Source organism: Sphingomonas vulcanisoli, assembly GCF_011761305.1.
GTDB classification, from domain to species: domain Bacteria; phylum Pseudomonadota; class Alphaproteobacteria; order Sphingomonadales; family Sphingomonadaceae; genus Sphingomonas_I; species Sphingomonas_I vulcanisoli.
Genome location: NZ_JAAOZC010000001.1, coordinates 459,167 through 484,602, shown reverse-complemented (window position 1 = coordinate 484,602; position 25,436 = coordinate 459,167). Strand labels below are relative to the sequence as shown.

21 protein-coding genes are annotated in these 25,436 nt (G+C 63.5%); 11 read left to right on the top strand and 10 right to left on the bottom strand.

What is annotated here, in order from left to right; all coding sequences use genetic code 11:
* Positions 1 to 153 precede the first annotated feature (153 nt).
* Entirely contained in the window at positions 154 to 1,107 is a 954-nt protein-coding gene (locus FHS31_RS02250; RefSeq protein WP_167071589.1) for a hypothetical protein, read from the top strand.
* Positions 1,108 to 1,220: 113 nt separating this feature from the next.
* Here FHS31_RS02250 and FHS31_RS02245 read toward each other — a convergent pair whose 3' ends face one another.
* Entirely contained in the window at positions 1,221 to 2,294 is a 1,074-nt protein-coding gene (locus FHS31_RS02245) for a FecR domain-containing protein (RefSeq protein WP_167071587.1), read from the bottom strand.
* 369 nt (positions 2,295 to 2,663) lie between these two features.
* On the opposite strand from FHS31_RS02245, the gene FHS31_RS02240 reads away from it, so the two are divergent.
* Positions 2,664 to 4,835 (top strand): primosomal protein N', encoded by a 2,172-nt coding sequence (locus FHS31_RS02240; RefSeq protein ID WP_167071585.1) that lies wholly within the window; start codon positions 2,664 to 2,666, stop codon positions 4,833 to 4,835.
* A 136-nt stretch (positions 4,836 to 4,971) separates the two neighbouring features.
* Here FHS31_RS02240 and FHS31_RS02235 read toward each other — a convergent pair whose 3' ends face one another.
* Together FHS31_RS02235 and ada are read right to left on the bottom strand one after the other, a co-directional pair.
* On the bottom strand, positions 4,972 to 5,931 hold the full coding sequence (locus tag FHS31_RS02235; RefSeq protein WP_167071583.1) for a DUF535 family protein: 960 nt from the start codon (positions 5,929 to 5,931) through the stop codon (positions 4,972 to 4,974).
* A 101-nt stretch (positions 5,932 to 6,032) separates the two neighbouring features.
* Positions 6,033 to 7,061 (bottom strand): bifunctional DNA-binding transcriptional regulator/O6-methylguanine-DNA methyltransferase Ada, encoded by a 1,029-nt coding sequence (gene ada / locus FHS31_RS02230; RefSeq protein ID WP_167071581.1) that lies wholly within the window; start codon positions 7,059 to 7,061, stop codon positions 6,033 to 6,035.
* 205 nt (positions 7,062 to 7,266) lie between these two features.
* On the opposite strand from ada, the gene FHS31_RS02225 reads away from it, so the two are divergent.
* The 6 genes from FHS31_RS02225 to FHS31_RS02200 all read left to right on the top strand — a co-directional run bounded on the left by FHS31_RS02225 (position 7,267) and on the right by FHS31_RS02200 (position 13,790).
* Positions 7,267 to 7,821, top strand: coding sequence for a F0F1 ATP synthase subunit delta (locus FHS31_RS02225; protein ID WP_167071579.1), 555 nt, complete (start codon positions 7,267 to 7,269; stop codon positions 7,819 to 7,821).
* A 34-nt stretch (positions 7,822 to 7,855) separates the two neighbouring features.
* Positions 7,856 to 9,385 carry a F0F1 ATP synthase subunit alpha gene (gene atpA, locus FHS31_RS02220; protein ID WP_167071577.1) on the top strand — a complete coding sequence of 510 codons (1,530 nt, stop codon included), beginning with the start codon at positions 7,856 to 7,858 and terminating at the stop codon, positions 9,383 to 9,385.
* 82 nt (positions 9,386 to 9,467) lie between these two features.
* Positions 9,468 to 10,352, top strand: a complete 885-nt coding sequence (locus tag FHS31_RS02215) for a F0F1 ATP synthase subunit gamma (RefSeq protein ID WP_167071575.1) — start codon at positions 9,468 to 9,470, stop codon at positions 10,350 to 10,352.
* Positions 10,353 to 10,379: 27 nt separating this feature from the next.
* Positions 10,380 to 11,861: a F0F1 ATP synthase subunit beta gene (gene atpD, locus FHS31_RS02210; protein WP_167071573.1), complete on the top strand. Its 1,482-nt coding sequence runs from the start codon at positions 10,380 to 10,382 to the stop codon at positions 11,859 to 11,861.
* 110 nt (positions 11,862 to 11,971) lie between these two features.
* On the top strand, positions 11,972 to 12,235 hold the full coding sequence (locus FHS31_RS02205; protein WP_167071571.1) for an ATP synthase F1 subunit epsilon: 264 nt from the start codon (positions 11,972 to 11,974) through the stop codon (positions 12,233 to 12,235).
* An 82-nt stretch (positions 12,236 to 12,317) separates the two neighbouring features.
* The gene (locus FHS31_RS02200) at positions 12,318 to 13,790 is read left to right on the top strand and encodes a TadA family conjugal transfer-associated ATPase (protein ID WP_167071570.1); all 1,473 of its coding nucleotides are present in this window, start codon (positions 12,318 to 12,320) and stop codon (positions 13,788 to 13,790) included.
* On the opposite strand, the gene FHS31_RS02195 is transcribed toward FHS31_RS02200, so the two are convergent.
* A complete protein-coding gene (locus FHS31_RS02195; protein WP_167071568.1) occupies positions 13,787 to 15,115 on the bottom strand; it encodes an APC family permease in 1,329 nt (442 codons plus the stop codon). The two genes, FHS31_RS02200 and FHS31_RS02195, sit on opposite strands and share 4 nt — an antisense overlap.
* Positions 15,116 to 15,173: 58 nt before the next feature.
* Here FHS31_RS02195 and kynU point away from each other — a divergent pair, with 58 nt between their 5' ends.
* The gene (gene kynU / locus FHS31_RS02190) at positions 15,174 to 16,388 is read left to right on the top strand and encodes a kynureninase (protein ID WP_167071566.1); all 1,215 of its coding nucleotides are present in this window, start codon (positions 15,174 to 15,176) and stop codon (positions 16,386 to 16,388) included.
* 58 nt (positions 16,389 to 16,446) lie between these two features.
* The gene (locus FHS31_RS02185) at positions 16,447 to 16,701 is read left to right on the top strand and encodes an XrtV sorting system accessory protein (RefSeq protein WP_167071564.1); all 255 of its coding nucleotides are present in this window, start codon (positions 16,447 to 16,449) and stop codon (positions 16,699 to 16,701) included.
* 160 nt (positions 16,702 to 16,861) lie between these two features.
* On the opposite strand, the gene secA is transcribed toward FHS31_RS02185, so the two are convergent.
* From secA to FHS31_RS02165, 5 genes are all read right to left on the bottom strand, one after another.
* Positions 16,862 to 19,606: a preprotein translocase subunit SecA gene (gene secA, locus FHS31_RS02180; protein WP_167071563.1), complete on the bottom strand. Its 2,745-nt coding sequence runs from the start codon at positions 19,604 to 19,606 to the stop codon at positions 16,862 to 16,864.
* Positions 19,607 to 20,182: 576 nt separating this feature from the next.
* Positions 20,183 to 20,428: a DUF6894 family protein gene (locus FHS31_RS02175; RefSeq protein WP_167071561.1), complete on the bottom strand. Its 246-nt coding sequence runs from the start codon at positions 20,426 to 20,428 to the stop codon at positions 20,183 to 20,185.
* Between the two features lie 186 nt (positions 20,429 to 20,614).
* Positions 20,615 to 21,322 carry an adenylate/guanylate cyclase domain-containing protein gene (locus FHS31_RS02170; RefSeq protein WP_167071559.1) on the bottom strand — a complete coding sequence of 236 codons (708 nt, stop codon included), beginning with the start codon at positions 21,320 to 21,322 and terminating at the stop codon, positions 20,615 to 20,617.
* A gap of 1 nt (position 21,323) precedes the next feature.
* Positions 21,324 to 21,827: a Pycsar system effector family protein gene (locus FHS31_RS16775; RefSeq protein WP_481883018.1), complete on the bottom strand. Its 504-nt coding sequence runs from the start codon at positions 21,825 to 21,827 to the stop codon at positions 21,324 to 21,326.
* Positions 21,828 to 21,832: 5 nt separating this feature from the next.
* On the bottom strand, positions 21,833 to 22,900 hold the full coding sequence (locus FHS31_RS02165) for a ribonucleotide-diphosphate reductase subunit beta (RefSeq protein WP_167071557.1): 1,068 nt from the start codon (positions 22,898 to 22,900) through the stop codon (positions 21,833 to 21,835).
* 239 nt (positions 22,901 to 23,139) lie between these two features.
* Between FHS31_RS02165 and FHS31_RS02160 the strand changes: the two genes are divergently transcribed.
* On the top strand, positions 23,140 to 23,382 hold the full coding sequence (locus tag FHS31_RS02160) for a DUF2171 domain-containing protein (protein WP_167071555.1): 243 nt from the start codon (positions 23,140 to 23,142) through the stop codon (positions 23,380 to 23,382).
* Positions 23,383 to 23,506: 124 nt separating this feature from the next.
* Here the strand turns inward: FHS31_RS02160 and FHS31_RS02155 are convergent, their stop codons facing one another.
* Complete coding sequence (locus tag FHS31_RS02155) at positions 23,507 to 25,345, bottom strand: ribonucleoside-diphosphate reductase subunit alpha (RefSeq protein ID WP_243843204.1); 1,839 nt, start codon at positions 25,343 to 25,345, stop codon at positions 23,507 to 23,509.
* Between the last annotated feature and the right edge of the window lie 91 nt (positions 25,346 to 25,436).

Sequence of the window (25,436 nt, the reverse complement as noted above, 5' to 3'; positions counted from 1 at the left end):
GAGCATTTTTCAGACCCGCGGCCCCGCTTGCGAAATATGCGCCCGCGCGGTCCTTTCGCCCGGCGGCCTTCTCGATCGAACGCAGGCCTAGGCGCTGCCCCGCCCACAATGAGCAAACGTAAACTCAGCAGGCCGATAGGCCGGAGCCACGGAATGCGCCTGCAGCTTTTATGGCTGTGGGTGTTGGTAGTTGTGCTGTATTTTTCGTGGGAGGCGGCGAGCTATCGCGGGCTGTTCGCGATCATGGCGGAATGGCAGTTCGATCGGCTCGGGCAGGATCTGCCGACGTTCAACTTCTGCCTGCTGACGATGGTCTTCGGCTGGCCGGCGCTGCTGATCCTGCGCCGGCGGCGCGCGCGTGAGCTGGACGAGCGGGACGCCGTCGCCAACCGCGCGCTGATCGGGCTGGACGATGAGTCCGTCGCGCACGTTCTGGAAACCCGGCGGCTGAAGCGGGAGGGCGCGCTCGCGCTGCTGGCGGCGCGCGATTACATGCACTTCCTGTTCGGCTTCACCGCGGCCTTGTGGTTCGCAGCGGTGATGGCTTTGCTCTGGACGCTGGCGCTGCCGAGCTCGATGGACAACCCGCGCGTCTATACGCCGGACAGCCTGCAGCAGCCGCAGATCCACGAAGGCGCCGCCGCCTTCCGGGGCACGCTGCGCTACGGCCGCATCTCCTCGTTCAGCCGCGGCATATTGTTCGCGCGCCGCACCGCGCTCTATGCGCCGCTGTTCCCGCCCAAAGGCGCCAACCCGGACATCCGCTACTTCGTCGAATTCCTGCCCGCCGAGCGGCCCGACATTCATTCGGGATCGGTGATCACGCACCGCGAAGGCGTGCTGGTGCGCTCCGATCTGCCGGGCGCGCTGATCCGGCTGTACCGTTACCTCGGCTATCATCCGAGCCCGCGCTACTATGTGCTCTACGTCAACCTCGCGACGATGCGCTGGCCTTATTATGTCATCGCGCTGCAGTTCCTGCTCGGCGGTGCCACCTTCCTCGCCTCCGGCCTTTGGCAGCGCCGCCACATCGGCAAACTCCGCACCAAAGTCCGCCAAGACGCCGCCGCACAACAACGCACCCTGAGAAAGGCGATGGCGGCTTAACGGTCGTCATTCCCGCGCAGGCGGGAATCCATCATCGGCGCGCCCACCATAGCAGCGGCACATCGAATGGGTCCCCGCCTGCGCGGGGATGACGGATACCGAGCTGAGAGCGATTATCGCGGGTTGTAGACGAAGGGGTAGACGTGCGGCAGGCCTTCGAGGCCGTTCGCATCATAGGCCGTGACGCGCACGAAGAAGGCGCCGACGGGGGAGCTTGCGAAGACGATCGAGGGCTTTTCGTTGACGCCTTCGTTCTTCAGATCCTGGAATCCCTGATCCGAAGCGATCTGAAGCTTATAGCGCACCGCTTTCTCCAGCGGCGCGATGTTGAATACCAAAGATCCATCCGGACGATGATAGATGGGTAGCACCACCTGCGGCGGCGGCAGCAGCTTGATCGGCGTACCGACCGAGAGCGCGCTGGATTTCGCGCCGAAACCCTGCGGCACCAGAATCTGCGCGCCGGCGGCAGAGACCGCGACCGAATCCTTGACCACTTCGGCAACCGCCGAGGCATCGGTTTTCGCGAAGCCGATGCGGAATTCGGTGCCGCGCACGGCGGAGACCGAAACCGGTGTGCGCACCTCGAACTTGCTGGCCGGGCCGCGGTTGGGCGCGACGGCATATTGGCTCTTGCCATCATCGAGACGGAAGATCTGCTGCATCTCGCCCGAGGCGAGCACCAGGCGAAGGCGATCGATGCGGATCACGCTTTGCGAGGGCAGCGTAACGGTGGACCCATCTTCCAGCGTGAAGCTGGCGGAGCTGTTCGGCCCCGTCTCGATCCGCGCGCCCTCGACGACGACCGAGCCGACCTTAGCGGGCTTGTCCCCGCCCAGCGTCACCGTGCCGCGATACGCCGCCAGCACGGCGCGCGCTGGCACCACCATCAGCAGCTTGCGCGGGATGGTAACCGTGCTGCCGAGCACCAAGCGATTGGCATCGGGGACGCGATTGAGATTGAGCAGGATGCCAAGATCCTTGCTGTGCAGCAGATAGCGATTGGCGATCGACTTCATCGTATCGCCGCGCTGGACCTTGTAGAGATAATTGCCCTGATCGGGCGCCGCCTCCAGCGGAATGCGGGTCACGGCCGCGCCCGCCGATCCGATCGACCCCGGCACGACAAAGACCAGCGCAGCAAGTGCGCTGGCCATCAAGCCCGGCAGGGTCGAAGCTTTAGTCATGCTTCCTATTGAACCACGATCATAACAGGCACAATCAGGTTGAACACCGAAGGTGAGAAGGACGCCCCGCGGGGTGGGTTGGGGGCGCCCTTCTCTTCGGCAGGGTTGCCGAAATCAGAGATAGACGCGCAGCGCAGCCATCACCGCCCACATCGCCAGGCTGGCGAGAACGCCAAGCAACATACCCGAAGACGAGCCTGAGGATTGATTGGTGTGAAACTGTTCCATGACGCTTACTTCCCGTGAAGCTGTTGCAGCCTCTTTACGCCCGGACGGCGCAAGGCCGAAGTCAACAAGTGTAACGCGGTCTATCCTCCGCACGCCCAACCGGCGGTTTGCAATGCAGGCGCCGCTCGCTACCTGATGGCCATGAACAAGCGTGCCCGCGTCCTGCTGCTCAACGCCGCGCTCGGGCCGCTCGATTACCGCATCGACCCCGATAGCCATGTCGAGCCCGGATCGATCGTGCTGGCGCCTCTCGGCCCGCGCCAATTGGCGGGGGTGGTGTGGGAACCGGAGCGGATGCCGTCCGATGCCGAGGTCGGCGACAACCGTTTGCGGCCGCTGGCGGGTGTTTACGATCTGCCGCCGATTGCGGCGCCGTTGCGCCGACTGATCGAGTGGACCGCCGATTATTATCTCGCCCCACCCGCCGCGGTGCTGCGCATGGCGCTGGCGTCCGCATCGGCGCTGGATGGCGGGCGGACGATCATCGAATATCGCGCCACCGGGACCGTCCCCCCGCGGCTGACGCCGCAGCGTGAACAGGCGCTCGAGCGGATCGAAAACCGCCAGGGTATTGTCCGTGAACTGGCGACGATCGCCGATGTTTCGGACGGGGTGATCCGCGGACTTGTCAAAGCCGGCGCGATCGAAGCCGTGGAAGTGCGCGTCGATGATCCTTTCCCGATCCCCGATCCCGATCATGCCCCGCCCGACCTGAACGCGGCGCAGCGCGCGGCGGCGGAAACGTTGGTGGCGGCAATCGGCGCGCGCCGCTTCGCGCCCTGGCTGCTCGACGGCGTTACCGGATCCGGCAAGACCGAGGTCTATTTCGAAGCCGTCGCTGCCGCGATCCGGGACGGACGGCAGGTGCTGGTGCTGCTGCCCGAGATCGCGCTGACCGAGCCTTTCCTCAAGCGGTTCACCGAACGGTTCGGCGTCGCGCCGGTGGCCTGGCATTCGGACCTGCGCCAGTCGCAGCGCCGCCGCGCCTGGCGCGCGATATCCGGCGGTGAAGCCGCGGTGACGGTGGGCGCGCGGTCCGCGCTGTTCCTGCCCTATCGCGATCTCGGCCTGATCATCGTCGACGAGGCGCATGAGGCAAGCTTCAAGCAGGAAGACGGTGTTATGTATCACGCGCGCGATACGGCGGTGATGCGGGCGCGGTTCGAGGATGTGCCGATCATCCTCGCCTCGGCCACGCCCGCGATCGAAACCCGGCATCAGGTCGCGCTCGGCCATTATTCGGAGCTCAAACTGCCCGCGCGGTTCGGCGGCGCCACCTTGCCCGCGATCGAGGCGATCGATCTGACGCAGAATCGGCCGGACCGTGGCCGCTGGATCGCGCCCGCGCTCGTCACCGCGCTGACCGAAACCCTAGAGCGCCGCGAGCAGGCTCTGCTGTTCCTCAACCGGCGCGGCTATGCGCCGCTGACGTTATGCCGCACCTGCGGACATCGCTTCAAATGCCCCAATTGTTCGGCCTGGATGGTCGAGCACCGGCTGACCGCGCGGCTGGCCTGCCACCATTGCGGCCATGTCATGCCGCCGCCCGCCGCCTGCCCCGAATGCCAGGATGAGAACAGCCTCGTGGCCTGCGGGCCGGGGGTCGAGCGGATCGCCGACGAAGTCGCCTTGCTGTTTCCCGATGCGCGCACCGCGATCGTCACCTCCGATACGCTCTGGTCGCCGGCCAAGGCGGCGGAGTTCGTCGGGCGGATGGAGAGCGGCGCGATCGATATTGTTATCGGCACACAGCTTGTCACCAAGGGTTATCATTTCCCTAATCTGACGCTGGTCGGCGTGATCGATGCCGATCTCGGCCTCTCCGGCGGCGATTTGCGCGCCGCCGAGCGCAGCTTTCAACAGATCGCGCAGGTGGCGGGCCGCGCCGGGCGGGGAAGCAAGCCGGGCCGTGTGCTGATCCAGACCCACGAGCCCGATGCGCCGGTAATCCAGGCCCTGCTCTCCGGCGATGCGGAAAGCTTCGCCGCCGCCGAAACCGAGGCGCGCAAGATCGCCAATGCGCCGCCGTTCGGGCGTTTCGCAGGGATCATCGTCAGTTCCGAAGCTCTGGAGGAAGCGGTCACGACCGCGAAGGCGATCGGCCGCGCCGCGCCGCGAGTCGAGGGAATGGACGTCTACGGCCCCGCCCCCGCGCCGCTGTCGATGCTGCGCGGGCGCCATCGCCAGCGCCTGCTGGTCCACGCGCGCCGATCGCTCGACGTGCAGGACGTGATCCGGGAATGGCTGGGCACGCTGGAATGGCCCCGCGGCGTCCGCGTCGCTGTGGATGTGGATCCGTATAGTTTTCTGTAAGAAGTAATCCTCCCCCGCCAGGGAGAGGTGTCAGCGCAGCTGACGGAGGGGGCGGACGGGAAGAGTTCGATAGTGCGTCTCGGCCCTCCCCCTCCGACGCCTTCGGCGCCACCTCCCCCTGGCAGGGAAGGCGCTCTCACGCCGGTTCGTGCTGGAGGATGCGGATATGGCGTGGCTGATCGAGAGCCTCTTCCATCCGCGTATGGATATTAGCCAACAGCGCCAAGCGCTTGCGGCGCAGCGCGCGGCGTTTGGACGGCACCTGGGATTCATCCTTGACCGGCGCCTGCAATGGCAGATCGAAAAAACCATCGTCGCGCAGGATGCCGCCGCGTTCGCGCCACAGCGTGTCATAGTCGAACGTGACGGGATCGACATAGTCCGGCCGGGTGCTGTTGTAGGGCGTGTGGCCGTTGCGGATACGATCCGAGACGCAGAGGATGCGGTTGACGCCCATCTCCTCGCATAACATCCGGAACAGCTCGACCACCATATCCTTAGGCCGGGTGCAGCACGCTTTGGTGAAGGCGCGATAATAGTCTAGGATGTCTTCGCCGCGCCGCCCCTGGATACCGCCGACATAGGCTGTGAGCTCGGTGCCATTCCACGAAAGCACGAAGGCGATCGAAAAAAAGCGATCGCGCCCTTGCGCCAGGCTGAGCGTCAGCAGCCCCTCGCGCAGCAGCCAGCGCGGGCTGTCCAGCATGAGCTGGCAGCCGGGCATCAGCTCGTCGAGCTTGAGCAGGACGGCATATTCGTTTGGATGGAGATCGAACGGATGCCCGATCTGCTCGACGATCTGGCAATGATCGATGATCCGCGCGAACCGCTCGCGCGCCGGCCATAGCGCGGACACGAAGCGGACCCGCAGCATCGTCCAGATCTCGGGCCGCACCGCGAGCAAAGTCTGCAGCAGGCTGCCGTCGGGCGCGTTCCAGAGCTGGCTCAGCGAATTGAAATGGCGGATCGCCGAGCCCGCATACAACAACGGCAAAAGCACGCGGCGATAGCGCTGCGCGAAGGCCAGCGGCGGATCGGCCCACCCGGGCGCCAATTCCTCCTTGGGATGATCCTGCGCGGCGAAGGTCGGTTTCAATAACAGAGTGCTGGTCTCGCGATCATGGGGACACTGATCGCCGATTTGGTAGCATATAAAATCTTAAAAGTTGAAATCGCCGGGCGACAATGACGCAACCGTTACGCCGTGCGCTCGCGGGCCAGCAGCGCCGCCTTGCGCGGCATGCCCCAGGCATAGCCGCCCGCCGCACCATCGCTGCGCACCGCCCGATGGCAGGGAACGAGCAAGGCGACAGGATTTTTGCCGCAGGCCGATCCTGCCGCGCGGGTCGCGCCGGGATGGCCCGCGCGAGCGGCAAGCACGGCATAGCTCACCGTCTCGCCCGGCGGCACCTCGGCGAGCGCGGCCCATACCGCTTCCTGAAAGGCGGTGCCGCGCACGTCGAGGGGCAGGTGCAACGGCAGGCCAGGCACAGCGACCTTCCGCGCAACGTCTTCGACCAGCGCGCCGAAATCGCCATTCCCCTGCTCGATCACCGCAGCGGGAAAGCGCGCGTGCAATGCGCTCTCGTCCTCATCGAAAGCGACGCGGCAGATGCCCTTGTCGGTCGCCGCGACCAGCAGCGTGCCGAGATCGGTTTCGGCGCGCGCCCAGCGGATCATCACGCCCTTCCCGCCCGCGCGCCAGGCGGAGGGCGTCATCCCCAGCCGATCGCGCGCCTCGGCATAGAAGCGCGATGGCGCGGCATAGCCGGCATCGTAGAGCGCGGCGGTGACGCTATGCTCCCGATCCAGCGCGGTCTCGGCGCGCCGGGCGCGGAGCCCGCGCGCATAAGCGGCGGGGGTAACGCCGGTGGCGCGTTTGAACAGGCGATGGAAATGGTGCGGGCTGTACCCGGCGGCCTGGGCCATTACCTCAAGCCGTGGCGGCGCGTCGGCAGCATCGATCAGCGCGATGGCGCGTGCGATCCCCTGCTGGTCTGCCGACAGCTCGTCGGGACGGCAGCGCAGACAGGCGCGCAACCCCGCCGCACGCGCCGCTCCGCCATCGGCGAAGAAGCGGACATTCTCGCGCCGGGGATGCCGCGCGGCGCAGGAGGGACGGCAATAGATGCCCGTGCTCATCACCCCGGTCACGAAGCGACCGTCCGCGTTGCGGTCGCGCGCCAGCACCGCCATCCAGGCCTGCTCCGGATCGATTTCGTTCATCTGGCGGAGATAAACGCATTCGGTACGCGCCGCATCCCGCCTCTTGCTTTCAAACCGGCCGCGCCGCCTTGCATAGTGGGGAGGCCGCTGCTAACCGGCCCGCGAGCATGTGGGCGGCCTTCCCGGCCTGGCCCGCTTTTGCCCTGCCCTGTCGATCCCGGCATGGCGCGGGGCGCCCATTCAGCAGGGGGGATAGGACGCCCACGTGGAGCATTCCGGCGGCATACAAGCGAGCCTCAGCGGCCGCTACGCGACGGCGTTGTTCGAACTCGCGCGCGATTCCGGACAGATCGAGGCCGTGGGCGCCAGCCTTGCGACGGTGAAGTCGGCGCTGGCCGAATCGGGCGATCTCAAGGCGCTGACCACCAGCCCCCTGATCACCCGCGCGGATTCGGAAAAGGCGATCGCGGCAGTCGCCGGCTCGCTCGGCATCGATCCGATCACCACCAAGTTTCTGGGCCTGCTGGCGGAGAATCGCCGGCTCGCAGCCCTCCCCGCTATCATCCGTGACTTCCAGACGCTCTCGGCGCGTCATCGCGGTGAGACCACCGCCGAAGTCGTCACCGCGCATCCGCTCGACGATGGCCAGATGGCCGCGCTCAAGGCGCGCCTCAAAAGCATGGTCGGCAGCGAGGTGATGGTCGATGCATCGGTCGATCCCGCGATCCTCGGCGGGCTGATCGTCCGGATGGGCAGCCGTCAGATCGATGGCTCGATCCGCACCAAATTGAACGCACTCGCGACTGCTATGAAAGGATAACGACGCCGAGGCGTCGTTTTGGGAAAGGCTAAACATGGAAATCCGCGCGGCAGAAATCTCGAAGGTCATCCGCGACCAGATCGCGAACTTCGGTACGGACGCTGAAGTCTCCGAGGTCGGCTCGGTTCTCTCGGTCGGTGACGGCATCGCCCGCATCTATGGCCTGGACAAGGTCCAAGCCGGCGAGATGGTCGAGTTTTCGAACGGCGTGCAAGGCATGGCGCTCAACCTCGAGGCCGATAACGTCGGCGTCGTGATCTTCGGGTCGGACTCCGAGATCAAGGAAGGCGATGTCGTCAAGCGGACCGGCACGATTGTGGACGTGCCCGTCGGCAAGGCGTTGCTCGGCCGTGTGGTCGACGGTCTCGGCAATCCGATCGACGGCAAGGGCCCGATCGAGACGACCGAGCGCAGCCGCGTCGAGGTCAAGGCGCCGGGCATCATCCCGCGCAAATCGGTGCATGAGCCCGTGCAGACCGGACTCAAGGCGCTCGACGCGCTTGTTCCCGTCGGCCGTGGCCAGCGCGAGCTGATTATCGGCGATCGCCAGACCGGCAAGTCCGCCGTCGCGATCGATACGTTCATCAACCAGAAGGAAGCCCATAAGGGCAGCGACGAGAGCAAGAAGCTCTACTGCATCTATGTCGCGATCGGCCAAAAGCGCTCGACCGTCGCGCAGCTCGTCAAGACGCTCGAAGAGAATGGCGCGATGGACTATTCCATCGTCGTCGCCGCGACCGCGTCCGAGCCGGCACCGCTGCAGTTCCTCGCACCCTATACAGGCTGCGCGATGGGCGAATATTTCCGCGACAACGGCATGCACGCCGTGATCGTTTATGACGATCTTTCCAAGCAGGCCGTCGCCTATCGCCAGATGTCGCTGCTGTTGCGCCGTCCGCCGGGCCGCGAAGCCTATCCGGGCGACGTCTTCTATCTCCACAGCCGCCTGCTCGAGCGCGCCGCGAAGATGAATGACGATAACGGCAATGGCTCGCTGACCGCGCTGCCGATCATCGAGACGCAGGCCGGCGACGTCTCCGCTTACATCCCGACCAACGTGATCTCGATCACCGATGGCCAGATCTTCCTCGAAACCGACCTTTTCTATCAGGGTGTGCGCCCCGCCATTAACGTCGGCCTCTCGGTCAGCCGCGTCGGCTCGGCCGCGCAGACCAAGGCGATGAAGAAGGTCGCGGGATCGATCAAGCTGGAGCTGGCGCAATATCGCGAGATGGCGGCGTTCGCGCAGTTCGGTTCGGACCTCGACGCCTCCACACAGAAGCTGCTCGCCCGCGGCGCGCGCCTGACCGAGCTGCTCAAGCAGCCGCAGTTCGCGCCGCTGCCGTTCGAGGAGCAGGTCGCGTCGATCTACGCCGGCACCAATGGCTTCATCGATCCGGTCGGCGTTTCGGACGTCGTCCGCTACGAAGCGGCGATGCTGGCCTATCTGCGTTCGGATCATGCCGACATCCTCGGCACGATCCGCGACAGCAAGGACTTCACCGACGATACCAAGGCCAAGCTCAAGAACGCGCTCGACAGCTTCGCCAAGACCTTTGCCTAACCCTTCCCCGTTCGTGTCGAGCGTAGTCGAGACACGTTCCTCGACTTCGCTCGGAACGAACGGAAAGAGAGACTGATTTTCAATGGCGTCACTTAAGGCACTCAAGAACCGGATCAGCTCGGTCAAATCGACCCAGAAGATCACGCGCGCGATGAAGACCGTCGCGGCGGCGAAGCTGCGCCGCGCGACCGACGCGGCGGTGGCCGGGCGCCCCTATGCCGAGCGTCTGGAAGCGGTGATGGCGAGCCTCGCCTCGAAGGTCACGATCGGGCCGAATTCGCCCAAGCTGCTGGCCGGTACAGGCAAGGATGAGGTGCAGCTGCTCGTCGTCGCCACCGGCGAGCGCGGTCTGGCGGGTGGGTTCAACACCAACATCGTCCGCGCCGCGCGCATCAAGGCCGATCAGCTGATCGCGCAGGGCAAGAAGGTCCGCTTCTACATCGTCGGCCGCAAGGGCCGCGCCGCGATCCGCCGCATCTATCCGGGCATGATTGTCGCCGATCATGACATGAGCCACGCTAAGAAGGCGGCGTTCGCCGATGCGCTGGAGATCGCCAAGGATCTGATCGCGCGTTTCGAGGCGGGCGAGTTTGACGTCGCGCATCTGGTCTTCTCGAAATTCCAGTCGGCGCTGGTCCAGCTGCCGCAGACGATCCAGCTGATCCCCGCCGCCGTGCCGCAGGCCGCCAACGACGGTCCCAGGGGCGTCAACGCCGCAGTGGAATATGAGCCTGACGAGGAATCGATCCTCGCCGAACTACTGCCGCGCAACGTCGCCATCCAGATCTATCGTGCGCTGCTCGAAAACCAGGCCGGTTTCTACGGCGCGCAGATGAACGCGATGGACAATGCTACCCGCAATGCCGGCGACATGATCAACCGCCTCTCGATCCAATACAACCGCACCCGCCAGGCCGCGATCACGACCGAGCTGGTGGAAATCATCTCGGGCGCCGAAGCCCTCTAACCGAACGACCAAGCAGAAGGTACGCACATGGCAACCGCCGCTGACATCCGCCCAGCCCAGAATCCCTTGGGGGGCACCAACAACACCGGCCGCATCAGCCAGATCATCGGCGCCGTCGTCGATGTGGCGTTCGATGGCGAGCTGCCGGCGATCCTGTCCGCGCTGGAGACGCGCAACGGCGAGACCCGCCTTGTCCTGGAGGTTGCGCAGCATCTCGGCGAGGGCACGGTCCGCACGATCGCGATGGATTCCACCGAGGGTCTGACCCGCGGCCAGGAGGTCAAGGACACCGGATCGCAGATCCGCGTGCCCGTCGGCCCGATGACGCTCGGCCGCATCCTCAACGTGATCGGCGAGCCGATCGACGAGCGCGGCCCGGTCAATTCGGACATCACGGGCCCGATCCATAATAAGGCACCGGACTTCGTCGATCAGTCGACCGAGGCCTCTATCCTCGTCACGGGCATCAAGGTGATCGATCTGCTCGCGCCTTATGCCAAGGGCGGCAAGATCGGCCTGTTCGGCGGCGCCGGTGTCGGCAAGACCGTGCTGATCCAGGAGCTGATCAACAATATCGCCAAGGGCCACGGCGGCGTTTCGGTGTTCGCCGGCGTCGGCGAGCGCACCCGCGAGGGCAACGATCTCTACCACGAATTCCTCGATGCAGGCGTCATCGCCAAGGATGCCGACGGCAATCCGACGCCCGAGGGTTCGAAGGTCGCGCTGGTGTTCGGCCAGATGAACGAGCCGCCGGGCGCCCGCGCCCGCGTCGCGCTCTCGGGCCTCGCCAACGCGGAATATTTCCGTGACGTCGAGGGCCAGGACGTTCTGTTCTTCGTCGATAACATCTTCCGCTTCACGCAGGCGGGGTCGGAAGTGTCGGCTTTGCTCGGCCGTATTCCGTCGGCCGTGGGCTACCAGCCGACGCTCTCCACCGACATGGGCGCGCTCCAGGAGCGTATTACCTCGACCAACAAGGGTTCGATCACCTCGGTGCAGGCGATCTACGTGCCTGCCGACGATTTGACCGATCCGGCCCCGGCCACCTCCTTCGCCCACTTGGACGCGACGACGACGCTCAACCGCGCCATCTCCGAACTCGGCATTTATCCCGCAGTCGATCCGCTCGACTCCACGTCTCGCGTGCTGACCCCGGCGGTCGTCGGACAGGAGCATTATGAGACGGCGCGCGCCGTGCAGGAAGTGCTGCAGAAGTATAAGTCGCTGCAGGACATCATCGCCATTCTCGGCATGGACGAGCTTTCCGAAGAGGATAAGCTCACCGTGCAGCGGGCCCGCAAGATCCAGCGCTTCCTGTCGCAGCCTTTCCACGTCGCCGAGGTCTTCACCGGCATCGCCGGCAAGTTCGTGCAGGTCGAGGACACGGTCCGCTCGTTCCGCGAAGTGGTCGAAGGCAAGCATGACGCGCTGCCCGAGAGCGCCTTCTACATGGTCGGTGGTATCGACGAGGCGATCGCCAAGGCCAAGAAGCTGGCTGAAGCGGCGTAACCTGGTTCCCCTCCCGCTTGCGGGAGGGGTTAGGGGAGGGCTTACTGGCCCTCGCCCATGAACTCCCCTCCCCCTACCCCTCCCGCAAGCGGGAGGGGGGAGATTGAAGAATGGCACTGCACTTCGAACTCGTGACCCCTGAAAAGCTCGTCCGCTCGGAAGAGGTCTATATGGTCGTCGTCCCCGGCACCGAGGGGGATTTCGGCGTGCTCGCGGGCCATGCGCCGGTGATGTCGGTGATCCGCCCCGGCGAACTGACCGTCTATTCCAGTGCCAACAGCGTGACCGCGCGCATCCCTGTCGAGGGCGGCTTTGCCGAGGTCAACGAAAAGGGCCTCACAGTACTCGCCGAGGCTGTCGGCGAAGCGGCCTGAGCGCGCTTCGTAAAGGATCATCAAGGTTTAGACGCTACTAACCCCATGTTCGGCGGGTGCGCCCGCAGCTTGGGGATTGGGAATGAGTGCTTTCGGCAGGCGCAGCGGGGCAGGATCCGCGAGCGACGGCAAGACGATGGGCATCCCCCTTCCCCCGGGCGCGGCCCCCGATGGCGGCGCGCAGTTTCCCCCACTCGATGCCGTCGCATCCGAGAACGGCATGGGCGCGATGGAGCGGCTCGCCAATCGCGTCGCCACCTCAGGCGAGGCGGGCTCTTCCCGGATGGACGGCTTCGATGCCGCGGTCCACAAGATCAAGGAGCAGGTGCTCCCCCGCCTGCTGGAACGGGTCGATGCCGAGGCGGCCGCCTCGCTCTCCAAGACTGAGCTGGCTGAGGAATTCCGCCCGATCATCGGCGAGGTGCTGCACGAGCTCAAGATCACGCTCAACCGGCGCGAACAGTTCGCGCTGGAAAAGGTGCTGGTCGATGAATTGCTGGGTCTCGGCCCCTTGGAAGAGCTGCTTGCCGATCCACTGATCAGCGATATCATGGTCAACGGGCCCGAGCAGACCTATGTCGAGCGCAAGGGCAAGCTGGAGCTGGCGCAGATCCAGTTCCGCGACGAGAACCACCTCTTCCAGATCGCCCAGCGCATCGTCTCCAAGGTCGGCCGCCGCGTCGATCAGACCACGCCGCTGGCCGATGCGCGCCTGCAGGACGGCAGCCGCGTCAACGTCATCGTGCCGCCGCTCAGCTTGCGCGGCACCGCCATCTCGATCCGCAAATTCTCCGCCAAGCCGATCACGCTCGATATGATGGCCAAGGGCGGATCGATGTCGGATGCGATGTCCACCTGCCTCAAGATCGCGGGCGCCAGCCGCTTCAACATCGTCATCTCGGGCGGCACAGGCTCCGGCAAGACGACGATGCTCAACGCCATCTCCAAAATGATCGACCCCGGCGAGCGCGTGCTGACGATCGAGGACGCGGCCGAGCTTCGCCTGCAGCAGCCGCATTGGCTACCGCTAGAAACGCGGCCGCCGAACCTGGAAGGTCAGGGCGAGGTCAACATCCGCGATCTCGTCAAGAATGCGCTGCGTATGCGCCCCGATCGCATCATCCTCGGCGAAATTCGTGGCGCGGAGTGTTTCGACATGCTCGCCGCGATGAACACCGGCCACGATGGATCGATGTGTACGCTCCACTCCAATTCCCCACGCGAGGCGCTCGCGCGCATGGAGAATATGGTGATGATGAGCGACATCAAGGTGCCCAAGGAAGCGATCAGCCGCCAGATTGCGGACTCGGTCGATATGGTGATCCAGGTCAAGCGCCTGCGCGACGGATCGCGCCGCGTGACCAGCATCACCGAAGTGATCGGGATGGAAGGGCAGGTGATCGTCACCCAGGAGCTGTTCAAGTTCGAATATCTGGACGAGACGACCGAGGGCAAGATCGTCGGCGAATATAAGGCTGCGGGTCTGCGCCCTTATACGCTGGATAAAGCCAAACAGTTCGGCTTCGATCAGCCTTATCTCGAGGCGTGCCTCTAGGCGCGCTTGATGCGCTGCATCATTAGGAAGCCCAGCGCGCTCAGAACACAGACCGCCAAGAACGCGCCGATCTCGCTCCATTGGCCAAGGCCGATGATCGCCACCATGCTCCCCATGCCGATGATGGCGATCAGCGGCAGCCCGGGCAAGGCGAGCGGATCGCCGAGCAGCGCGACGTCCCGCCGCCGCAATACCCAGGCCGAACCGCAGCCGAGCAGATAAAGCCCCGCCGCCGCGAGAGACGCGAAGATCGCGAGCTGCTTGAACGTGCCGGTGATCGCCAGCGCCATCGCGAGCAGCGCGTGGATCCAGATCGCGACATGCGGCGTCTTCCGCCGCGGATGCAGGCGGCCGAATAGCGCTGGTATCGTCCCATCTCGCGCAAAGGCGAAGAGCATGCGGGGCGCTCCGAGCAGATCGCTCGCCAGCCAGCAGAGCATCGAGAAGGATGCGGCGACGAGCATCAGCGCGCGCAGTCGAGGATCGAGCATGCCGAGCGCATCGGCCAGGGGCGCCTTGGAGCCGATCAGCCCGGCACCGAGCAGACCCTGCGCAACGAGCTGGATCAGGATATAGAGCAGCCCGATCGCGCCCATCCCCAGAATCAGGGCGCGCGGGATGTTGCGCGTCGGGTTGGTCACCTCGCCGGATGCGGCCAGCGGCGATTCCATGCCGGAGAGCGCGAACAAGGCGAGGATCACCGCCTCGCCGATACCCTCGCCAGGACGGTGCGGCAGCGGCGTGCTGGTGCTGTGGCCGGAAAGGATGGCGATGCCGCCGACGATCACGAAGAAGATCAGCGGCAGCACTTTGACGAAGGTCGCCCAGCTGATGATCCGCGCGGCGGTCTCTACTCCCGCGACATTGATCCAGGCGATGCCGCCCAGCGCCACGACGATGATCCCGATACGGGCGCCGGTGCCCTCCAGCGCGGGAAAGGCCGCGTCCGCGGTATCGGCGAAAGCCGCCGCGACCCCGCCCAGCGCCAGCACGCAGGAGAGATAGAGCAGGACGCCGGCGACGAAGCCCGCCATCGGCCCCAGCGCCGCAGCGATCACACCATACGGGCCGCCGCTGGTCGGCACGCGGCTGCCGCCCTCGGCGAAGCACAGCACCACCGCGCCCATCGCGACGAGACAGCCGAGATAAGCCAGTGGCGAGGCCACGCCGGCGGCGGCGGCCATCGCGGCGGGAAGGCGATAGATGCCCGCGCCCACCACCTCATTGGCAATGGCGGCGGCGAAGGCGATCGCACCCATGCCGCGAACAAGGCCCTTATCGCGATCGGCCTCTCCGATCACCGCTTGCGCATTGGCCGCCATCATGTCCCCCGGTTCAATGACCAAACTTGCCCGAGGGCGCGCAGCCCGGCAACACACAATCATGCCGACCCTCCCCGATGCCGAAGCGCTGGACCGCGCCGATCCGTTCGCGGAATTCCGGGATCGCTTCGCACTTCCCGAGGGGGTGATCTACCTCGACGGCAATTCGCTCGGGGCCCTGCCCCGCTCTGTGGCTGCCAGGCTGGAAGCGGTGGCGCGGCACGAATGGGGCGAGCGGCTGATCCGGAGTTGGAACGAGGCCGACTGGTGGAATGCGCCGCGCCGGATCGGGGATCGTATCGCGCGGTTGCTCGGCGTGAGTGACGGTGAAGTGATCGCCACCGATTCCACCTCGGTCAATCTGTTCAAGCTGATCATGGCGGCGGCGGGCACGCGGGATGGCGCGATCATCGCCGAGGCCGACAACTTCCCAACCGATACCTATGTTGCCGAGGAAGCCGCGCGGCTGCTCGGCCGGCCCTTCCGTCTGGTCGCCGGTAGCGGAATGGTCGATGCGCTCGTCGCTGACGTGGCGGCGGCGGTGATTACCCAGGTCAATTATCGGACCGCCGCGCGCGCCGACATCGCCGCGTTGGAAGAGCGAGCGCGGCGGCACGGCACGCGCATCGTCTGGGATCTCAGCCATAGTATCGGGGCGGTGCCGCTCGATCTGGCCCGCGATGGCGCCTCGCTCGCGGTGGGATGCAGCTACAAATATCTCAATGGCGGACCCGGGGCGCCGGCGTGGCTTTACGTGGCGAGCGCGCTGCAGGCGAAGCTTCGCTCGCCGATCGCAGGCTGGTGGGGGCATGCCGATGCCTTCGCGTTTGACGGCCAGTATCGCCCCGCGCCCGACATCGCGCGTTTCCTCGGCGGTACGCAGCCGATGCTGAGCCTGCTCGCGCTGGAAGAGAGCCTGACGCTGTTCGAGCGTGTCGACATGGATCGGTTATGGGCGAAGTCGGTCAGGCTATTCGATCTGTTTGCAGCGCGGATCGAGGCGCTTTGTCCCGAGCTGACGATCCTGACCCCGCGCGATCCCGCCCTGCGCGGCAGCCACATCGCCCTCCATCACCCGGACGCGCAGCGGATCATCACCGCACTGATCGAACGCGGGGTGATCGGGGACTATCGCGCGCCGGACATCGCCCGCTTTGGGCTGACGCCGCTGACGCTGAGCCATGCCGATATCTTGTACGCGACCGGGATCATTGGCGATGTGATGGCAAGCGGGGCATGGCGCGACGTTGCGATCGAAGGCGGGCGCGTTACCTGAGCAACGCTTGCATGGCCGCTATCCCCATGGCATCGCGCGCCCTTCGAGGAGAGGCTGTTTGGAAACGATTTACGATTGGGTCACGGTCGCAATCTTTGCGGGCCTGATCGTGCTGTTCCTGCAGCGCTCCTCCAGCGAGGGCGAGCCGCGCGATCATATCTGGCAATATTTGGTAGCGTCGGTCGGCTGCGCGGTCGCCAATTATCTCGGCAACCATGATGATGTTCCGTACCATCACGCGCTGGCGATACTCGTGCTGGGCGGCACCGTCGCCTATATCTGGTTCGCACTGAAACCGCTCGAGCGGAGCTAGCCTCCTCCCCTCCCTGAAAGGGAGGGGTTGGGGGTGGGTGCGCGCGTCTGCGCGCCCAAGAGACTCTCTTCCGTTTCGCTAAAGCTACGCTCGGGGGCATCGAGCCCCCTCGCTTCGCAACCCACCCCTAACCCCTCCCCTTCAGGGAGGGGAATAGGTTTCAGCCAACCTGTCCGTGGCAGTGCTTGTACTTCCGCCCCGTCCCACACGGGCAGGGCGCATTGCGGCCGATCTTGCCTTCCCAGCTCGCCGGATCGCCGAGATCGATCGGCAGATCAGGCTGTGGCGCCGAAAGCGGCGGCAGGCGCGTGGTGAAGAACCCCGTCGCGCTTTCCTGATCGGCGCTGTCATCGAGCCCGGTGAGCGGATCGATGTGCGTCGTGATGAAATCGGGCATCGGCGGCAGGGGCGGCAGCTCGGCGGGCGCCATGTTGAAGCGGATGTGGCTCAGCGAGCGGGTGACGTCCTCGCGGATATCGCTCAGCATCTTCTCGAAGAGCGCGAAGCCCTCCTGCTTATATTCGTTGATCGGCGTCTTCTGCGCATAGCTGCGGAGGTGGATCACCTGGCGCAACGCATCGAGCGTGGAGAGATGCTCCTTCCAGTGATGATCGAGCGTCTGCAGCAGGATGCTCTTTTCGACATCGCGCCACATCTGCTCGCCGGCCTCGGCGATCTTGGCCGCCATCTCAGCCTCGCTCTGCGCGCTCACGCGCTCGACGATCAGCTCGGGATCGATGCGATCCTCGGCCAGCCAATCCTCGATCGGCACGTCGATCGCGATGATCTCGGCGATCTGCGTCTTGAGCGCGGGCAGGTCCCACTGCTCGGGATAGGAGCCAGGGGGGCAGGCGGCGCCGACGATCGCATTGATCGTCTCGGTGCGCATATCGGCGACGACATCGTCGACCGCCTCGGCATCCATGATATCGGCGCGCTGTTCGTAGACGACCTTGCGCTGATCGTTCATCACGTCATCATATTCGACGACCTGTTTGCGGATATCGTAATTCCGCGCCTCGACCTTCTTCTGCGCGGTCTCAATCGCCTTGGAGATCCAGGGGCTGATGATCGCCTCACCATCCTCCAGATTCTTGTTCATCATCTTGGCGAACATCGTCTGCGGGCCGAAGATGCGCAGCAGATCATCGTCGAGACTGAGGTAGAAGCGGCTGAGCCCCGGATCGCCCTGACGGCCCGCGCGGCCGCGCAGCTGATTATCGATGCGGCGGCTCTCATGCCGCTCGGTGCCGAGCACGAACAGACCGCCGGCGGCGAGCACCCGCTCCTTTTCCAGCGCGATCTCGCCGCGGATACGCTCGGCCGCGGCCTCATACTCCACCGATCCGGCTTCGAGCTGGGGATGTTCGGCCATCATGCGATATTCGAGATTGCCGCCGAGCTGGATATCGGTGCCGCGTCCGGCCATATTCGTGGCGATCGTCACCGCGCCCATCCGCCCGGCCTGCGCCACGATCAGCGCCTCCTGCTCATGGTAGCGCGCGTTGAGCACGTTGTGGGTCACGCCTTCCTTGGTGAGGAACTCGCTCAGCAGCTCGCTCTTTTCAATCGAGACGGTGCCAACCAGCACGGGCTGGCCGATCTCCTGCTTTTCACGGATGCCCTTGGTGATCGCGGCGAACTTGTCGCCGAGGTTCTTGTAGAATTCGTCATCCTCGTCGATCCGCTGGACGGGCACGTTCGTCGGGATGGTGACGACGTTCATCTTGTAGATCTGGTGGAATTCGTTGGCCTCGGTCGCGGCGGTGCCGGTCATGCCGCCGAGCTTGGGGTACATGCGGAAATAATTCTGGAAGGTGATCGAGGCGAGCGTCTGGTTCTCGGGCTCGATATTGACGCCTTCCTTGGCCTCGACCGCCTGGTGCAGGCCATCGGACCAGCGGCGGCCATCCATCATGCGGCCGGTGAATTCATCGATGATGATCACCTTGCCATCCTTGACGATATAATCGGTGTCGCGCTTGAACACGACATTGGCCTTGAGCGCCTGATTGAGGTGATGGACCACCAGGGTATTCTCGAAATCGTAGAGATTGCTGCCCTGGAGCAGGCCGGCATCCTCCAGCGCGCGCTCCATCAGCTCGGTGCCGTCTTCGGTGAGGATCACCGAGCGCTGCTTCTCGTCATGCTCGTAGGAGATCGGATCGATCGTCTTCACGATCGCATCGACGCGCATGTAGAGTTCGCTCTTGTCCTCGGTCGGGCCGGAGATGATCAGCGGCGTGCGCGCCTCATCGATCAGCACCGAATCCACCTCGTCCACCACCGCATAGACGAAGGGGCGCTGGACCATGTGGCTGCGCTCATACTTCATATTGTCGCGCAGATAATCGAAGCCGAACTCGTTGTTCGTGCCGTAGGTGATATCGCTGTTGTAGGCGATGCGGCGCTGCTCGTCCGAGATGTTGGGGACGATCGTGCCGACGGTGAGGCCCAGGAACCGATAGACCCGGCCCATCCATTCGGCATCGCGCGCGGCGAGATAATCGTTGACCGTGACGACATGGACGCCGGCGCCGGGCAGCGCATTGAGATAGACCGCGAGCGTGGCGACCAAAGTCTTGCCCTCGCCCGTCCGCATCTCGGCGATCTCACCGCGATGGAGGACGATGCCGCCGATCATCTGGACATCGTAATGGCGCTGGCCGAGCACGCGCTTGGCCGCCTCGCGCACCGTGGCGAAGGCCTCGGGCAGAAGGCTGTCGAGCGTTTCGCCATCGGCGAGCAAAGCGCGGAACTTGGCGGTCTGGCCGGCAAGCTCCTCGTCCGTCATCGCCGAGATCGTGGGTTCGTAGGCCGCGATCTTGGCGATCAGCGGCTGCATCGACTTGACGTAGCGATCGTTGGACGATCCGAAAATGGCCTTGGCAATGCCGGCGAACATGCGGGTTCCCTGAGTGATGGGCCATACACTGCGAGGCGCGCGCGAAAGGACGCGCGCACGAGGCGGCCGGATGTTGCTGGCGAGATAGGCACGGGGGCCGCGCCCGTCAATCGAAGGGTGATGCCGCGCCGCCGGGGAAGGCCGGAAGGTGAGGCGAAAGTGAGGTCTATGCGGGCGCGCGCGCCCTCGATCACCATGCTACGTGCATAGGCGAAGTTGAGGAAGTTGAGGCTTGCGGACGGATGCCGCCAGATTGGGTGCGAACCTCGAAACGCCGACGATGAGAAAGAGCGGCCGATAGGTTAGCGGGCTGTGGGCCATAGCCGCGCGAAAATTGAGGGATTGGTAGCGGGCGCCGTCCCTGCCCCATCCCGGCATCACCCGGACTTCATCCGTGGTTGCCCCACCCCAAACATGTACCCCGGCGAAGGCCGGGGCCCAGTAGCGAAACGGGGATGGTGACGGCGTTTTCTATCTTATCAAGGCTGCCCAACTGGGCCCGGCCTTCGCCGGGGTACAGAGCGCGCTGAAGCCCGCGATCACAGGATCATTGGTCGCCCGACAGGCAGAGCCGCGTCAGGCGTTGGTGACGACCACCGCGCGGCGGAACGGCACGCTAAGCAGGAAGCGATCCTGATCGTCGTGGACGTCGATGGCGCAGCCCAGGCACAGCTCGCCATGCTCCAGAATCTCGCGTGCCATGATCTGCCGCGCGACGGTGAAGGCATGGAGTTCGGCCGCCTGGAGATCGGGGCACGCATGGCCGACCTTGTCCGCAGACAGATCGCCACATTCCTGATGATGAAAATAGAAGAGGGGCATGGCGCCGCTCTACGATTGGTCCGATCTGGTCTAAAACTACGGATTTTTACGCGGAAACGGGGCGGGAACTGATTGTGAAGGAAGGTTGCATCGCAACAGTGATACAACCTATAGCATAGCTCAGAGATTTAGGCCTGCGAAACGCCAAGAGCGTAAATGCGAAAAACTATAATAGATCCGTTTAGCTTACGGAGTCTTCGTATAGTTTGTCGAATATACGGTTTCGCTTATTCCCGCAAAAGGAAGTTTTTGCGCAGTCCAGATGTTTTTATTATTCTCGTATTTCGCACTTTCATTAATGGCATCATAAGAGGCTTTTGAAATATATACGCAGTTTGCATAATTTCTAATATCAGATAGCTTAGCAGCTAGACTTGGGGCCTTTCCTATCCATATTAGATCGTTACTATTTCTAATACCAGCACGAACCGCTCGCGCGTCACCATAATCTATTCCAACGCAGTTCTTAAGTTTAATGTTATTATTTTTTATGGAGTTGAATTTTTCTATGGCTTTCGGTCCAAGAATATACTCAACTGTATAAAATATCTCGCGGGCAGCTTTAGTGGCCCTACTATTTTTTGCATCCCCTATAAAGACGCCCATGACGCGATCACCGTCAAAGCTTCGTATTTCTCCGCTATACGACTTTATGATTCTGACAGATGTATCCAAATAAGCTCGAATAATTTTGGCCGTCGTTTCCCACGGGCACACCCGCGCCAGCTGCGATGTAGATGCTAGGTCAGCATAAAGGAATGCTGCATTTATTTTGACCGCGCCATTTTTGAGCGTTACAGTTTCCGTTGAAGGAACCGTTGTGCCATCGCGGACATCCCACGCAATCCCTAATATATCGTCAACGTGTTTCTGTAGTTCTTCTTTATTAGGCATCTTATTTTACCACAATCGACCGACTGTGAAGAACACTAGAAGCCAATAGGAATAAAACCCATGGTACTGTTGATATTAAGCTGTAGCGAAATGCCTTCTCAACATGAGAAAACTTTTCGGCAAGAATTTGAGAGTTTCGCCAAATCTGGCCTAAGATATCCTTCTCGATATCATCGTCGGAAGCAGAAAGAAATTCACTAATGTACTTTTGTTCAGTTCGTGAGCCTATAGACTTGAAATAAAACATAGACTCCTCTCCACCTTTCAGCGATGGATATGAAGCTAAAAATAGATGACTTAGAGATATCGCTATTAGACAACAGGCTATTAGGCAAGGCGATGCTACATACCAAACCGAAATATCCTTATAGTCGAGGTTGTATAGCATCACAGCCAGCACCCCAACGTTGGCCGTGAATATGATCGACGACTTACTTTCTAGACGGGAAAAGAACCCCAAAACTCGATCAAGATGAGCGCCGACCAAAGAGACCCTCTCCTTCACGCCACCTACTCCGCCGCCACCCCGGCATGCCTGAACAAACCGCCCTCGCCGCCCGTCCCCGCATCCTCGTTGGCCGCGGCCTCGGCGCTGGCCTTCGCCGTCTTGCGCCGATCGAAGGCGTCCCACACTTCGTTCCACTGGCCCTTGGTCGCGGCCTTGGAATATTCCGTCGCGCGGGCTTCGAAGAAGTTGGCGTGCTCCACGCCGTTGAGCATCGGCGCCAGCCAGGGCAGCGGATGCTCCTCGATCATGTAGATCGGCTTGAGGCCGAGCTGGCCCAGCCGCCAATCGGCGATGTAGCGGATATATTTCTTGATATCCTTGGGCGTCATCCCCGCGACCGGGCCCTGTTCGAACGCCAGATCGATGAAGGCATCCTCCAGCCGCACCGTTTTCTGGCACATATCGAGGATATCGTCCTTCACCGCCGGGGTCAGGCAGTTCCGTTCCTGGCAGAAGGCGTGGAACAGGCGGATGATGCCCTCGCAATGCAAGGTTTCGTCGCGGATCGACCAGGTGACGATCTGGCCCATGCCCTTCATCTTGTTCTGGCGCGGGAAGTTCATCAGCATCGCGAAGCTGGCGAAGAGCTGCAGCCCTTCCGTGAAGCCGCCGAACATCGCCAGCGTGCGCGCGATATCCTCATCCGTCTCGACGCCGAACTGGCCGAGATAATCGTGCTTGTCCTTCATCTCCTTATACTGAAGGAACATGCTGTATTCGCTCTCGGGCATGCCGATCGTATCGAGCAGGTGGCTGTAGGCGGCGATATGCACCGTCTCCATATTGGAGAAAGCGGTGAGCATCATCTTCACCTCGGTCGGCTTGAACACCCGGCCATATTTCTCGTGGTAGCAATCCTGTACCTCGACATCGGCCTGCGTGAAGAAGCGGAAGATCTGGGTAAGCAGGTTGCGCTCCTGCTCGGTCAGCTTCTGCGCCCAATCGCGGCAATCCTCGCCCAGCGGCACCTCTTCGGGCAGCCAGTGGAGCTGCTGCTGGCGCTTCCAATATTCATAGGCCCAGGGATATTCGAAGGGCTTGTAGGTGCGGCTGGCCTTGAGGAGGGACATTTGGGCGGTCCTTCTTACGATACGATGGATATGGGGTGCGTGCGGCTTGCGGCCAAGCATGAGGCGGCGCGGCGGCGAGATCGTTTTTCTTGTACCCCGGCGCAGGCCGGGGCCCAGGATCGACAACGCCGGGGCTCTGGACCCCGGCCTGCGCCGGGGTACGGCCAATGGCGGGGGGATGCGGCTTTTCGGCGGGACGCGCGTTCCGCATCCGAACCACCCCAAGCAGGAGAGTGACGATGGCCGATCTCAGCCAGATCAAGGAACATATGGAAGTTATCGGCGCCGATGGCGTGCATGTCGGCACCGTCGATCATGTCGACGGCGACCGCATCAAGCTGACCAAGAAGGACAGCGGGCAAGGCAGCCACGAAGGCCATCACCATTATATCTCGCAGGGCCTGATCGCCGAAGTCGAAGGCGACAAGGTGCGCCTCAGCGCCAACGCCGATGTGGCGGTGACGTTCGAAGAAGAGGCCTGAGCGCTTCCCCCTCTCCCCTTCAGGGGAGAGGGTCGGGGTGTGGGGGAGTCGTAGATACGGCGCGCTGACATCAGTGGCGTCCCCCACCCCAACCCCTCCCCTAAAGGGGAGGGGCTTTTCTGTTTTACTGGCACGCCAGACACTCGTCATAATCCTTCGCCTCCACCTCGATCTGGCGCAGATCGATCGTGTTGTCGGCTTCGACGCCGCCGGCGAAGCCCGCGCGCTGGATCGACTTCGAGCGGAGGTAATAGAGCGATTTGATGCCCAGTTCCCAGGCGCGGAAGTGGAGCATCAGCAGATCCCACTTCTCGACATCCGCCGGGATGAACAGGTTCAGGCTGGCCGACTGATCGATGTAAGGCGTGCGATCGGCGGCGAGTTCGATCAGCCAGCGCTGGTCGATCTCGAAGCTGGTCTTGTAGCAATCCTTCTCGTCCGCGCTCAGGAAATCGAGGTGCTGGACCGATCCGCCGCGCTCCAGGATCGAATTCCACACCGCATCGCTGTTCTTCGATTTCTCGCTGAGCAGCTTTTCGAGGTACGGATTCTTGATCGAGAAGCTGCCTGACAGCGTTTTGTGCGTGTAGATGTTGGCCGGGATCGGCTCGATGCAGGCGCTGGTGCCGCCGCAGATGATGCTGATCGATGCGGTCGGCGCGATCGCCGTCTTGCACGAGAATCGCTCCATCACGCCCATGTCGGCGGCATCGGGGCACGGCCCGCGCTCGATCGCCAGCTGCATCGAAGCTTCGTTAACACCCGCCTGTATGTGCTTGAAAATGCGCATGTTCCAGCTTTTGGCCATCGCCCCCTCAAAGGGCAGGCCGCGCGCCTGGAGGAAGCTGTGGAAGCCCATCACGCCGAGGCCCACCGACCGCTCGCGCTCCGCCGAATATTTGGCGCGCTCCATGCCGGGCTCGGCGCGATCGATATAATCCTGCAGGACATTGTCGAGGAAGCGCATCACATCCTCGATGAAATTCTTGTCGCCGTTCCACTCATCCCACGTCTCGAGGTTGAGCGAGGACAGGCAGCAGACCGCGGTGCGATCCTTGCCGTACTGATCCGTGCCGGTCGGCAGCGTGATTTCCGAGCAGAGGTTCGAGGTCGAAACCTTGAGGCCGGCATCGCGGTGATGCTTGGGCATCGCGCGGTTCACCGTATCCGAGAAAACGATATAGGGCTCGCCCGTCGCCAGCCGGGTCTCGACCAATTTCTGGAACAAGGCGCGCGCATCGACTTCGCCACGCTTGGAGCCGTCCTTGGGCGATTTGAGATCGAAGCTCGAGCCGGTGCGCACCGCTTCCATGAACTCGTCGGTCAGCAGCACGCCGTGGTGCAGGTTGAGCGCCTTGCGATTGAAGTCGCCCGAGGGTTTGCGGATTTCGAGGAACTCCTCGATCTCGGGGTGCGAGACATCGAGGTACACCGCCGCCGATCCGCGCCGCAGCGAACCTTGGCTGATCGCCAGCGTCAGCGAATCCATCACGCGGACGAAGGGGATGATGCCGCTGGTCTTGCCGTTGAGCCCCACCGGCTCACCGATGCCGCGCACCGCGCCCCAATAGGTGCCGATGCCGCCGCCGCGCGAGGCCAGCCAGACATTCTCGTTCCAGGTATCGACGATGCCGTTGAGGCTGTCATTGACCTGGTTGAGGAAGCAGCTGATCGGCAGCCCCCGCCCCGTGCCGCCGTTCGACAGCACCGGCGTGGCGGGCATGAACCACAGCTTCGAGATATAATCGTAGATGCGCTGGGCGTGCGCCTGATCGTCGGCATAGGCGGAGGCGACGCGGACGAAGAGATCCTGGAAGCTCTCGCCCGGCAGCAGATAGCGATCCTTGAGCGTCTCCCTGCCGAAATCGGTGAGCAGGGCATCGCGCGAATGATCGACATCCAGCGCATAGAGCTTCGGGCCGCTCGCCACCTGGGCGGGGGGAGAATCGAGAAGAGTGGCCATATCGTTGCTATCCCGATCGCTGCTGCCTGAAAGGTCCATAACCCGTCCCCGTTCCTATTTCGTTCGACTCGGGGATCGCTCCCCTACTGTA